Source organism: Agromyces sp. NPDC060279 (genome assembly GCF_042726785.1).
Lineage (GTDB): Bacteria > Actinomycetota > Actinomycetes > Actinomycetales > Microbacteriaceae > Agromyces.
Genome location: NZ_JBHXBK010000002.1, coordinates 67814 through 80331, shown reverse-complemented (window position 1 = coordinate 80331; position 12518 = coordinate 67814). Strand labels below are relative to the sequence as shown.

Below are 12518 nucleotides of genomic sequence, written 5' to 3'. Positions count from 1 at the left end.
CGCTACGGCTTCCAGACCATGAGCACGACGACGGCGACGAGGAGCAGCGAGACGATGCCGCTGCCCGCGGCGATCGCCGGGTAGCCGGACTTCTCGGCGGCCACGGCGCCGCCGGCGCTCGCGGTCACGCTCGCCTCGAGCGCGTCGGCCGCCTTGTTCATCGCGGGCACCACGACGAAGACGCTGAGGGCGAAGGCGACGACGTAGAGGATGATCGACCAGAGGATCCACGGCGTCGTGAAGCTCAGGCCGTACTCCTTGTCGGCCATGCCCATGACGCCGAAGCCGAGCACGAAGACGATGAGCGACAGCCAGCTGAAGACCGTGGTCGACTTCGCGAGCACGCGGACCTGCGCCGCGTTGCCCGCGCGCACCGCCCGCATCGCCGTCATCGGGATGATCGCCATCGGCCCGACGATGAAGACCGCGGTGACGACGTGCAGAACGGTGAAGATGGTGTCCATGCCCCCAGCCTAACCAGCGGGGCGATCCGTCGCTTCGAACCTTCGATTGACCCGCCGGTCGCCGTTCGTCGCCCGGATGCGACCGCTCGTCGCAGCGGAGCCGCCGCGCGACGCCACCGCGCGTAAGGTTGGCGGGTTGCCACAAGCAGCAGATCATCCCGCCACCAGCGGAACCGACGCCAGACCGACGCCAGTCCGCCGGGGCCTCGAACCGCACGGAGTCTCTGCAGCATGTCAGCCCCATCGACCGCCCCCGCCGCGCCGGCCAATCCGCGCAGCCGGGTCATCCTCGCCAGCCTCATCGGCACGACGATCGAGTTCTACGACTTCTACGTCTACGCGACCGCGGCGGTCCTCGTCTTCCCGCACCTGTTCTTCCCGACCGGCGACGCGACCACGGCGCTGCTGTCCTCGTTCGCCGTGTTCGGCGCGGCGATGGTCGCCCGCCCGCTCGGCGCCGTCGTCTTCGGGCACCTCGGCGACAAGATCGGCCGCAAGGCCACGCTCGTCGGCGCGCTGCTCACGATGGGCATCGCGACCTTCCTCATCGGCGTGCTGCCGACCTACCTCGCGGTGGGCTGGTTCGCCCCGCTGCTGCTCGTCGTTCTGCGCATCGCGCAGGGCTTCGCCCTCGGCGGCGAGTGGTCGGGCGCCGCGCTCGTCGCGACCGAGAACGCGCCGAAGGGCAAGCGGGCCTGGTACGGCACCTTCCCACAGCTGGGCGCGCCGATCGGCTTCATCATCGCGAACGGGCTGTTCCTGATCATCGCCGCCGCGCTGCCCTCCGACGACCCCTCGATGCCCTCGCAGGCCTTCCTCGACTGGGGCTGGCGCATCCCGTTCCTGTTCTCGATCGTCATGGTCGCCGTCGGCCTCTGGGTGCGCCTGCGCCTCGTCGAGTCGACCGCGTTCTCGACGGCGTCGAAGCAGGGCCGCATCCAGCGCCTGCCGCTCGCGACGGTCTTCCGCAAGTACTGGCGCCAGCTCATCCTCGGCACCTTCTTCATGCTCGCGACGTACGTGCTCTTCTACCTGATGACGACGTTCTCGCTGAGCTACGGCCGCGCGCCCGTCGAGGCCGCCGACGGCGCCCTGCCCGGCCTCGGCTACTCGTACAACACCTTCGTGCTGATGCTCATCGGCGGCGTGCTCTTCTTCGGCGTCTTCACCCTGCTCTCGGGCCCCTGGGCCGACCGCTGGGGCCGGCGCCGCACGCTCATCTGGGTGACGATCGGCATCATCGTCTTCGGCCTCGTCTGGGTGCCGATGCTCTCCGCCGGCTTCGCGGGCGTGATGGCCTGGCTCGTCGTGGGCTTCGCGCTGATGGGCATGACGTTCGGCCCGATGGGCGCGCTGCTGCCCGAGCTGTTCCCGACGAACGTGCGGTACACGGGCTCGGGCATCTCGTACAACGTGTCGTCGATCCTGGGCGCCGCCGTCGCGCCGTTCATCGCGGTGGCGCTGTGGCAGGCCGGCGGCGGCAGCCCGTTCTGGGTGGGCATCTACCTGTCGGTCATGGGCGTGCTGACGCTCGTCGCGCTGCTCGTCTCGAAGGAGACCCGCGACGTCGACTTCGACGAGGCGGGCCTCGAGTCCTCCGCGGTGCTCTGAGCACGGCCGGCGTTCATCAACCCCGATTGACAACGTCCATGCCGTCAACGATGATTGACGGCATGGACGTGACCGGACTCTCCACCGCGATCGCCGCAGCCGACGGCGACGACCCCTACCGCGCGCTGCGCGAGCTGCACCGGGCCCGGATCGAGCTCACCCGCGAGCTCGACCGGGCCGAGGCGCTCGCGGTGCGGCGCGCCCGGGCGCAGGGCGCGAGCTGGCAGCTCATCGCCCTCGCGCTCGAGGTCAGCAAGCAGGCCGTGCACAAGAAGTACGGGCGCGGCTGAGCCCCGCAGCGCGGGCCGCCGCAGCGCGGGTGCGCTCAGCGCGCGGCGAGCGCGCCCTCGCGGGACACCCGCACCTGCGCCTCGCGCGGCACGAGCTTGACTCGCTCGCGCGGGTACCGGTCGGCCTCGCCGAGGCCGCGCTCGTGCGCGTCGAGCGCGAGCCATCCGGTCCACGTCGTGAACTCCACCCCGCGTGCGTCGAGCAGCTCCAGCACCTCCGCCCCGGCATCCGCCACGACGGGCGCCGCGAGCCGGCCCGCCGCCGCGTCCGCCACGAGGTTCGCGACGGTCTCCATCGCGTCGCTCTTCGTGTGCCCGATGAGCCCGACCGGACCGCGCTTGATCCAGCCGGTGGCGTACAGCCCCGGCACGGCGTCCCCGCCATCGTCGCGCACCCGGCCCGCCTCGTTCGGCACGACGCCGCGCGCCTGGTCGAACGGCACGCCCGCGATCGGTGAGCCGAAGTAGCCGACGGCCCGGTACACGGCCTGTACGGCCACGTCGCGGTGCTCCCCCGTACCCGCCACCACGCCGTCGGCGCGCACCTCGGCGCGTTCGAAGCGCACGCCCTCGACCCGCTCGGCGCCGAGCACCTCGAGCGGGGCGTGGTGGAAGTGCAGGTGCAGCCGGCGCGGCGCCCCGGTGCTGCGCCCGCGCCACGAGTTCAGCGTGCGCAGCATGATCTTGACCTGGTTCGTGCGTCCAGCCGGCACCTCGCCCGCCGCGGCGAGCGCGTCCTCGGCGGCGAAGTCCGCCTCGTCGAGCACGATATCGACGCCCGGCACCTCGCCGAGCTCGCGCAGCTCGATCGGGGTGAACTTCACGTCGGCGGGGCCGCGCCGGCCGAAGACGTGCACGTCGGTCACGGGCGAGGCCTCGAGCCCGGCGAGCACGTTGTCCGGCACCTCGGTGCCGCGCAGGTCCACGGGCTGCTTCGCGAGGATGCGGGCGACGTCGAGCGCGACGTTGCCGTTGCCGATCACCGCGACCTCGCGCGCCTCGAGCGGCCACTCGCGCGGCACGTCGGGGTGCCCGTCGTACCAGGCGACGAAGTCGGCCGCGCCGTAGGAGCCGGGCAGCTCGATGCCCGGCAGCTCGAGCGCGGCGTCCCGGATGGCACCCGTCGCGAGGATCACGGCGTGATAGCGCGCGTGCAGTTCGTCGAGGCCGAGGTCGCGGCCGATCTCGACGTTGCCGAGGAAGCGGATCCCCGGTTCGTCGAGCATCTCGTGCAGCGAGGCGACGATGCCCTTGATGCGCGGATGGTCCGGGGCGACGCCGTAGCGGATGAGGCCGTACGGCGCGGGCAGCGACTCGAACAGGTCGATCGCGACCGTTCCGCCGTGCTCGGCGACGGCCGCGCGCAGCAGATTGCCCGCGTAGACGCCGGCCGGGCCGGCGCCGACGATCGCGACGCGGAGGGCGGGGAGGGTCATCTGGTGCCTTTCTCGGTGGGTGCGCCCGCGAGCGGCGCGGCCGGATCGTCCGGCGCGCTGCGCAGCGCGAAGGGGTCGTGCGCGACGGCGACGGTGTGGCCGTCGACGGCGAGCTCGGCGGGGGCGTAGGGGCTCAGCCGCACGACGTCGCCCACGACGACGACGGCCGGCGAGCGGACGCCGCGCAGCGCCGCCTGCGCCGCGATCGTGTCGAGGGTGCCGATCGTGACCCGCTGCCCGGCGCCGTAGCCGTCCTCGACGATGGCGACGGGGCAGCCGCCGCCCCGCTCGCCCCGGGCGAGCGTCGTCGCCGAGTTCGCGAGCGTGCCGACGCCCATCAGCAGCACGACGGTGTGGTCGCGCCCGCCGCCCAGCTCGGCGATCTGGTCGTGCCCCGTCGCGACGGTGAACGCGGTCGCGAGCCCGCGGTGGGTGAGCGGGATGCCGGCGACGGCCGGCACCGAGATCGCGCTCGTGATGCCGGGCACCACCTCGACGTCGACGCCCGCGGCGCGGCACGCGGCGAGCTCCTCGCCGCCGCGGCCGAAGACGTAGGGGTCGCCGCCCTTCAGCCGCACGACGCGGCGGCCGGCGAGGCCGAGCTCGACGAGGAGGGCGATGATGCCCTCCTGCGGCACGGCGTGATGCCCGGGGAGCTTGCCGACGTCGACGATCTCGGCGTCGAGCGGGCGCCCGCGCTCCGCCTCGAGCTGGTCGAGCACCGCGCGGGCGCCGAGGCGGTCGGCCACGATCACCTCGGCGGCCTCGATGGCGCGCAGGCCGCGCACGGTCAGGAGGCCGAGGTCGCCGGGGCCCGCCCCGACGAGCTGCACGAACCCGCGCCCGCCCCTCAGCCGCCCGCCGCTCACCGTGCGCCTCCGGCCGGCAGCAGCCCGCGCCGGCGCAGGAGCGCCCGCTCGAGCGGGGCGAAGACGGCGAGCTCCACGAGGATGCCGATGAAGAGGATGGCGAGGATCGCGACGAACACCGTCGGGAGGTCGGCGAGCTGCCGCCCCTGGTCGAGCAGTGCGCCGAGGCCGAAGCCGATGGAGCCGCCCGTCGCGATGATCTCCGCGGCCATGAGCGACCGCCAGGAGAACGCCCAGCCCTGCTTGAGGCCGGCGAGGTAGCCGGGCAGCGCGGCGGGCAGCACCACGAGCGCGGCGAGCTCGGCCCGGTTCGCGCCGAGCACCCGCCCGACGCGGCGCAGCTGCGGCGGCACCTGGCGGACGCCCGCGACGAGGCCGTTCACGATCGAGGGCACGGCTCCCATCAGGATGACGAAGTACACGGTCGCGTCGGAGAGCCCGAACCAGATGATCGCGGCGGGCACCCAGGCGACCGAGGGCAGTACCTGCAGGCCGGAGACGAACGGGCCGAAGGCGCGCTGCAGCGGCCGGGACTCGGCGAGCAACAGGCCGATCGGGGTGCCGATCGCGACGGCGATCAGGAAGCCGACGACGCCGCGCTCGAGACTCGTGCCGACCGCCAGTTGCAGCCGCCCGGACTCCCAGGCACTGCCGATCGAGGCGAGCACGTCGAGCGGCCCGGGGTACAGGTCGGGCCGGGGCTGCGCGAGGACGGTGTACGCCTGCCAGGCGACGAGCAGCACGACGAGCAGCACGATCGGGGGCAGGACGCCGCGGGCGGCCCGCCGCCACCACGGGTCCCGTTCGGCGGGCGCGGTCTGCAGCCGGTCGAGCCCGGCCTCCAGGGCCCGCAGCTCGCTCGACGGGGGCTGGACGGACGACGGGACCGGCGCCGCCGGCTCCTCCGCCGCCGTCCGGCGTTCCTCCGCGGTCCGGCGTTCCTCCGCGAGGGCGTCGCGCACGAGTTCAGGCGGCATTGCTCGCGATCTCCTTCCGCAGTCGCTCGGTGATCTCCCGCGCGACGGACTGGGCGTCGAGGTCCGGGGCGTCCCTGCGCCACTCGCCGGCGATGCGGCCCGGCCGGCTCGACAGCAGCACGATGCGCTGCGCGAGCCGCACCGCCTCGTGCACGTTGTGCGTCACGAAGAGGATGGTGCGCCCGGTCTCCCGCCAGACCCGCTCGAGCTCCTCGTGCAGCAGGTCGCGGGTGATCGCGTCGAGCGCGGCGAACGGCTCGTCCATGAGCAGCACGGTGCGGTCCTGCGCGAGCGCCCGGGCGAGCGCGACGCGCTGGCGCATGCCGCCCGACAGCTCGTGCGGCCGCTGATCGGCGGCGTCGGCGAGGTTCACGAGCTCGAGCAGCCGTTCACCCTCGGCCCGGCGGCCGGCCCTCGGCGCCCCGCGCAGCCGCAGGGCGAGCTCCACGTTCCGCCGGGCGGTGAGCCACGGCATCAGCGCCGACTCCTGGAACATCACCGCCGCCCCGTCCCCGGGCACCTCGATGGTGCCCGTGGTGGGCGCCTCGAGCCCGGCGACGAGGTTCAGCAGCGTCGACTTGCCGCACCCGGAGGCGCCGAGCAGGCACACGAACTCGCCCTCGGCGACCTCGAGGTCGATGCCCTCGAGCACCTGCGGCGAGCGCGGGCCGCCGAAGCGCTTACCGACGCCGGTGAGCCGGATCGCCGTCACGGTCACTCCGTCCCGAGCCCGGCGGCCGAGACCGGCGGCTCGCCGCGAGCCTCGAGCACCCCGTTCAGGATGCCGAGCGCGAACAGCCCGTCGATGGACCCGTCCTTCGCGGTGCCGGCGGCGACGCCGTTCGCGAGCACCTGCTCGAACGCCCCCGCGACGGGGTCGACGGTGAACCGGACGTGCTCGAGCGCCCGGGCGAGCACCGCGTCGTCGAGCGGCTTGCCGGTGTCGGCGGCGAGCTTCTCGTTCAGGTCGGCGGCGGCCTGCTCGGGCTCGTCGGCGAGGAAGCGCACGGCCTCGGCATGCCCCTCGACGAGCGCCCGCACGGTCTCGGGGTGCTCGTCGAGGAAGGTCTTCGAGACGAGCAGCACCGTCGTCGGGAAGTCACCGTCCGGCCAGAGCTCGGCCTCGTCGACGAGCACGTGGGCGCCGCCCTCGAGGACGAGCCGGGACACCCAGGGCTCGGGCAGCCAGGCGCCGTCGAGCTGCCCCTGCTGGAACAGGGTGAGCGTCTGCGCGTTCTCGGTGGGGGTGATCTGCACCTCGCCGCCGCCCGTGGTGTCGGTGGCGAAGCCCTCCTCGGCGAGCCAGGTGCGCAGCGCCACGTCCTGCGTGTTGCCGAGCTGCGGCGTGGCGAGCGTCGTGCCGGCGAGGTCGGCGGGCTCGTCGATGCCGTCGCGGACGACGAGGGCCGCCCCGCCGGAGGCCGCCCCGGCGACGATCACCGCGGACTGGCCGCCGGATTTCACGAAGGTGTTGATGGCGGGGTTCGGGCCGAGGTAGGCGGCGTCGATCGCGCCGGCCGAAAGGGCCTCGACGGCGGCGGGCCCGGCGTTGAACACCTCGGTGCTGAGCTTCGTGTCGCCGAGCGCGTCGGCGAAGAAGCCCTCCTCGAGGCCGACGAGGGCGGGCGCGTGGGTGACGTTCGCGAAGTAGCCGAGCCGGAGCTCCGCGGCCGGGGCCGACGAGGCATCCGCTCCCCCGTCCGCGCTCGCGGTCGCGGCGCAGCCGCTCATGAGCGCGGCCCCGGCCGCCATGATCGCGATCGCTCGGGTGATGCGGCTGGCTCGGATGGTGCGGTGGTGCATGGTGGTCGCCTCCTCGGGGATCGCGGTGGGTCGTGCTGGATGGTCGGTGGGATGCGGGATGGGGCGATGCGGTCGTCAGGCGCTCGAGCGGGTGCCGGCGGCGAGGGTCGCGCCGTCCTGCTGGTGGATGACGAGGAAGCCGCCGGCGGCGCGGCTCGCCGCGTACTCCTCGACGGGCAGGGCCGCGCCGAGCCGGAGCACGGCCCGGCCGATGTCGTTCGTCTCGAGGCGGTCGGCCGCCTCGGTGCGCAGGGTGTCGAGGTCGCGGCGGCCGGTGATCTCCGCGACGAGCGCGGGGACCGTCGCGGTGCCCGCCTTCACGAGGACCCGTGCGCCGGGCAGGAGCGGCCGGGCGTCGAGCTGGAACAGCTCCGCCTCGAGCTCGCGTACGGCCTCCGGCACCGCCGACGCGGCGACGACGACGGCGCCGCGCGCGGCATCCACCTCGTCGGCGAGTCGCAACGCGACCGAACGCGGCGCCCGCGCTTCGGCGAGCTCGCCGTCGGCGGTGTCGACGGCAACGACCGTGGTCGTGACGCCGGCCGGGAGCACGTGCACCCGGTCGCCGGGGCGCACGACGCCGGCCGTGATCCGGCCGGCGAAGGCCCGGTAGTCGCGGTACTCGTCCTCGGCGCCCGGCACCGCGGCGAGCTCGGGCGCGAGTGCGCCCTGCGGGCGCAGCACGAGCTGCACGTCGAGGCGGAACAGCGCACCGTCGTCGGCGGTCGCCGCCGCGAGCTCCTCGGCCGAGGGCAGCGCCTCCAGCAGCTCGAGGAGCGCCGGCCCCCGGTACCAGGGGGTGTTCGCCGAGCGCTCCACGACGTTGTCGCCGGCGAGCGCGGAGACCGGGATGACGTGCACCCCGTCGAGGCCGAGCTCGCCCGCGACGGCCGCGACCTCTGCGGCCACCCGCTCGAACGGCTCGGCGTCGTAGCCGAGCAGGTCGATCTTGTTCACGGCGACCACGACGTGCGGCACGCGCAGCAGGCGCACCACGGCCAGGTGCCGGCGGGTCTGCTCGAGCACGCCCTTGCGCGCGTCGACGAGCACGACCACCGCGTCGGCGGTCGTCGCGCCGGTCACCATGTTCCGCGTGTACTGCACGTGGCCGGGGCAGTCGGCGAGGATGAACGAGCGGCGGTCGGTCGCGAAGTAGCGGTAGGCGACGTCGATCGTGATGCCCTGCTCGCGCTCGGCGCGGAGCCCGTCGGTGAGCAGGGCGAAGTCGAAACCGCCGGCGTCGCCGCCGAAGCCGCGGGCCCGGCTCGCGGACTCGATCTGCGCGAACTGGTCGGCGAGGATGGCTTTCGCGTCGTGCAGCAGCCGCCCGACGAGGGTCGACTTGCCGTCGTCGACCGAGCCGGCGGTGGCGAAGCGCAGCAGCGTGCTCATCAGAAGTACCCGTCCTTCTTGCGGTCCTCCATGGCGGCCTCGGAGATCCGGTCGTCGGCGCGGGTCGCCCCGCGTTCGGTGAGCGTCGAGGCGGCGACCTCCGCGGTGACGGCGGCGAGGTCGGCCGCATCGGACTCGACGGCACCGGTGCAGCTCATGTCGCCCACGGTGCGGTAGCGCACGGTGCGCCGCTCGACGGGCTCGTCGGGCCGGGGCAGCGAGTGCTCGCCGACCGCCCGCCACATGCCGTCGCGGCGGAACACCTCCCGCTCGTGCGCGAAGTAGAGCGGCGGCAGCTCGATCCGCTCCCGTTCGAGGTAGCGCCACACGTCGAGCTCGGTCCAGTTCGAGATCGGGAACGCCCGCACGTGCTGCCCGGGGGTGTGCCGCCCGTTGTAGAGGCTCCACAGCTCGGGGCGCTGGTTGCGCGGGTCCCACTGGCCGAACTCGTCGCGGAGGCTCAGGATGCGCTCCTTCGCCCGCGCTTTGTCCTCGTCGCGGCGCGCGCCGCCGAAGACGGCGTCGTGCCGGCCCGCGGCGATCGCGTCGAGCAGCGGCTGGGTCTGCAGCGGGTTGCGGGTGCCGTCGGCGCGCTCCTGCAGCCGGCCGTCGTCGAGGTAGTCCTGCACCCGGGCGACCTCGAGGCGGATGCCGAGGCGCGCGACGGTCTCGTCGCGGAACGCCAGCACCTCGGGGAAGTTGTGCCCCGTGTCGACGTGCAGCACGGGGAACGGCACCCGGCCGGGCCAGAAAGCCTTCCGCGCCAGGTGCAGCACGACGACGGAATCCTTGCCGCCGGAGAACAGCAGCACGGGCCGCTCGAACTCGGCGACGACCTCGCGGATGATGTGGATCGCCTCGGCCTCGAGCTGGTCGAGCACCTCGAGCCGGCCCGGTTCGAGCCGCCCCGGCGCGTCCGTCGCGGTCCGGGTCCCGAGCACCGGCTCGGCCGTGAACAGTGTCGTCATCCGTGCAACCCGCATTCCGTCTTGGCGAGGCCGGCCCAGCGGCCGGACCTCGGATCGTCTCCGGCGGCGACCGGCTTCGTGCAGGGCTCGCAGCCGATCGAGGGGTAGCCGCGGCCGAGGAGCGGGTTCACCGGCACCCCGAACGCACCCGCGTAGTCGCTGAGCTCCTCGAAGGTCCAGGCCGCGAGCGGGTTCACCTTCACGAGCCCGTTGCGCTCGTCCCAGGCGACGAGGGGGGTGCCGGTGCGGGTGGGCGCCTCGTCGCGGCGCACGCCCGTGAACCACAGCTCGTAGCCGGCGAGCGCCGCCCGCAGCGGCTCCACCTTGCGGCGCTGGCAGCAGAGCCCGGGATCGCGGGCGAAGAGCTCCACGCCGAACTCGGCGTCCTGCTCGCCGACGGTCTGGGCGGGCCGCACGTCGACCAGGCGGACGTCGAGCCCTGCTGCGACGGCCTCGCGGGTCTCGTGCGTCTCGGCGAAGTGGTAGCCGGTGTCGAGGAAGAGCACGTCGACGCCCGGCAGCGACTGGGCGACGAGGTGCGGCAGCACGGCGTCGGCCATCGAGCAGGCCACGGCCGCGAGCTCGGCGTCGAAGTGGCGCGCGACCCAGGCGACGACGGCGTGCGCGCTCGCCTCGCTGCCCTCGGCGCCGGCCAGCTCGGCGGCGCCGGCCTCGGCGAGCGCACGGAGCTCGTCGGCATCCCGCGTCCGCGCCCGCCTGGGCGCCAGCGCCGTCCCGCCCGCCACGCTCACCGCCGCGCCTCCCCGCCGACCGGATCTGTCTCCCGCGTCCGCGCCCGCCTGGGCGCCAGCGCCGTCCCGCCCGCCACGCTCATCGCAGCGCCTCCTCGTCGGCCCGGTGCGCCCACTCGGCGAAGGTCTCCGCCGCGGCCTCGTCGCGCTCGGCGAGGAAGCGGCGCACGAGGCGCTCGACGTAGTCGGCGAGTCCGTCGGCGGTGACCTTGAGCCCGCGGACGGTGCGCCCGGTGCCGGCCTCCTCGCGGTGCGCGGAGGCGAGCCCGCCGCCGAGGTGCACCTGGAAACCGGGCGTCTGCCCGCCGTCGCCGTCGGGCAGCAGCTGGCCCTTGAGGCCGATGTCGGCGGTCTGGATGCGCGCGCAGGAGTTCGGGCAGCCGTTCACGTGCAGGCTGATCGGGTGTGGCAGCTCGAGCCCGGCGAGGCGCTCCTCGAGCCGCACGACCGCCCGCGACGCGGTCTCCTTCGTCTCGACGATCGCGAGCTTGCAGTACTCGATGCCGGTGCAGGCGATCGTGCCCCGCCGGATCAGGCTCGGCCGCACCTGCAGCCCGAGCCCGTCGAGCCCGGCGACGACCCGCTCGACGTCGCGCTCCTCGATGTCGAGCAGCACGAGCTTCTGGTGCGGGGTCGTCCGCAGGCGCCCCGAGCCGACGCTCTCGAGGAGCTCGGCCATCGCGGTGAGGGTGGAGCCGGAGAGCCGGCCGACGAGCGGGGTCGCGCCGAGGTAGAAGCGGCCGTCGCGCTGCCGGTGCACACCGACGTGGTCGCCCTGGGCGATCGGCTTCGGTGCGGCGGGGCCGTCGGGCAGCGGCGTGGCGAGGTACTCCGTCTCGAGCACCTCGCGGAAGCGCTCGGCGCCCCAGTCGGCGACGAGGTACTTGAGACGGGCACGGTTGCGCAGCCGCCGGTAGCCGTAGTCGCGGAAGATCGAGACGACGCCCTCCCACACCTCCGCGACCCGGTCCGGGGTGACGAAGGTGCCGGTGCGCACGGCGAGGTGCGCGGCGGTCGAGAGGCCGCCGCCGACCCAGAGGTCGTAGCCGACGCCGAGCTCGGGGTGCTCGACCGCGACGAAGGCGACATCGTTGATCTCGTGCACGACGTCCTGGCTCGGATGCCCCGTGATGGCGCTCTTGAACTTGCGCGGCAGGTTCGCGAACTCGGGGTCGCCGAGGTAGCGCCGCTGGATCTCCTCGATCTGCGGCGTCGGGTCGATGAGCTCGTCAGCGGCGATGCCCGCGACGGGCGAGCCGAGGATCACGCGGGGCACGTCGCCGCACGCCTCGGTCGTGGAGAGGCCGACGGCTTCGAGGCGGCGCCAGATCTCGGGCACGTCCTCGACCCGCACCCAGTGCAGCTGCACGTTCTGGCGGTCGGTGAGGTCGGCCGTGTCACGGGCGAACTCGGTCGAGATGCCGCCGATCGTGCGCAACTGCTCGGTGGTGAGCTGCCCGCCGTCGATGCGCACCCGCAGCATGAAGTACTCGTCCTCGAGCTCGTGCGGCTCGAGGGTCGCGGTCTTGCCGCCGTCGATGCCGGGCTTGCGCTGCGTGTAGAGCCCCCACCAGCGGAAGCGGCCGTGCAGGTCGGTCGGGTCGATGCTCGCGAAGCCGCCCGCCGCGTACGTCTGCTCGATGCGCTCGCGCACGGCGAGCCCGCCGTCCTGCTGCTTCCACTCCTCGTTGGCGTTGAGCGGGGCGCGGCCGTCGACCTTCCACTGCCCGTTGGGCTTGTTCGCGCCGCGCGCCGGGCGGACCCCGGCGGCGCGCCGGGCCGGCGCGGCCTGCTCGGTCGGCCTCGTCTCCGTCTCGCCCAGCGTCATGCCCGCTCCTTGCTGTTCACCCCCGTCGGAGGGACGGCGGTGGTCGCCGTGGCTGCGACGCTAGGCGAGCGGGAATCGGGCGGCACGTTCGTGACGACGCGGTCGTCACGCGAGGAAACGGGATGTCT

The 12518-nt window shown here is 74.0% G+C and carries 12 protein-coding genes; 2 read left to right on the top strand and 10 right to left on the bottom strand.

The genetic code is table 11. The features are described 5' to 3' along the window. Positions 1-2: 2 nt before the first annotated feature. Complete coding sequence (locus ACFWE1_RS09100; RefSeq protein WP_376933159.1) at positions 3-464, bottom strand: DUF2269 family protein; 462 nt, start codon at positions 462-464, stop codon at positions 3-5. Between the two features lie 231 nt (positions 465-695). On the opposite strand from ACFWE1_RS09100, the gene ACFWE1_RS09095 reads away from it, so the two are divergent. Together ACFWE1_RS09095 and ACFWE1_RS09090 are read left to right on the top strand one after the other, a co-directional pair. Then, positions 696-2075 (top strand): MFS transporter, encoded by a 1380-nt coding sequence (locus ACFWE1_RS09095; RefSeq protein WP_376933158.1) that lies wholly within the window; start codon positions 696-698, stop codon positions 2073-2075. 62 nt (positions 2076-2137) lie between these two features. Then, on the top strand, positions 2138-2365 hold the full coding sequence (locus ACFWE1_RS09090) for a hypothetical protein (protein WP_376933157.1): 228 nt from the start codon (positions 2138-2140) through the stop codon (positions 2363-2365). 35 nt (positions 2366-2400) lie between these two features. On the opposite strand, the gene ACFWE1_RS09085 is transcribed toward ACFWE1_RS09090, so the two are convergent. The 9 genes from ACFWE1_RS09085 to ACFWE1_RS09045 form a co-directional block, all read right to left on the bottom strand. Then, positions 2401-3801, bottom strand: a complete 1401-nt coding sequence (locus tag ACFWE1_RS09085; protein WP_376933156.1) for an FAD-dependent oxidoreductase — start codon at positions 3799-3801, stop codon at positions 2401-2403. After that, positions 3798-4634, bottom strand: coding sequence for a uroporphyrinogen-III C-methyltransferase (gene cobA, locus ACFWE1_RS09080; RefSeq protein WP_376933155.1), 837 nt, complete (start codon positions 4632-4634; stop codon positions 3798-3800). Before cobA ends, ACFWE1_RS09085 begins: the two co-directional genes overlap by 4 nt. 32 nt (positions 4635-4666) lie before the next feature. Beyond that, complete coding sequence (locus ACFWE1_RS09075; protein WP_376933154.1) at positions 4667-5647, bottom strand: ABC transporter permease; 981 nt, start codon at positions 5645-5647, stop codon at positions 4667-4669. Beyond that, positions 5637-6359 (bottom strand): ABC transporter ATP-binding protein, encoded by a 723-nt coding sequence (locus ACFWE1_RS09070; RefSeq protein WP_376933153.1) that lies wholly within the window; start codon positions 6357-6359, stop codon positions 5637-5639. The genes ACFWE1_RS09075 and ACFWE1_RS09070 overlap by 11 nt, the downstream gene beginning before the upstream one ends. Before the next feature lie 2 nt (positions 6360-6361). After that, entirely contained in the window at positions 6362-7450 is a 1089-nt protein-coding gene (locus tag ACFWE1_RS09065) for an ABC transporter substrate-binding protein (RefSeq protein ID WP_376933152.1), read from the bottom strand. Positions 7451-7525: 75 nt separating this feature from the next. Further along, positions 7526-8842, bottom strand: coding sequence for a sulfate adenylyltransferase subunit 1 (locus tag ACFWE1_RS09060; RefSeq protein ID WP_376933151.1), 1317 nt, complete (start codon positions 8840-8842; stop codon positions 7526-7528). Further along, positions 8842-9810, bottom strand: coding sequence for a sulfate adenylyltransferase subunit CysD (gene cysD / locus ACFWE1_RS09055; RefSeq protein WP_376933150.1), 969 nt, complete (start codon positions 9808-9810; stop codon positions 8842-8844). Before cysD ends, ACFWE1_RS09060 begins: the two co-directional genes overlap by 1 nt. Further along, positions 9807-10562: a phosphoadenylyl-sulfate reductase gene (locus ACFWE1_RS09050; RefSeq protein ID WP_376933149.1), complete on the bottom strand. Its 756-nt coding sequence runs from the start codon at positions 10560-10562 to the stop codon at positions 9807-9809. Before ACFWE1_RS09050 ends, cysD begins: the two co-directional genes overlap by 4 nt. 79 nt (positions 10563-10641) lie before the next feature. Next, on the bottom strand, positions 10642-12390 hold the full coding sequence (locus tag ACFWE1_RS09045) for a nitrite/sulfite reductase (protein ID WP_376933148.1): 1749 nt from the start codon (positions 12388-12390) through the stop codon (positions 10642-10644). Positions 12391-12518: the final 128 nt, after the last annotated feature.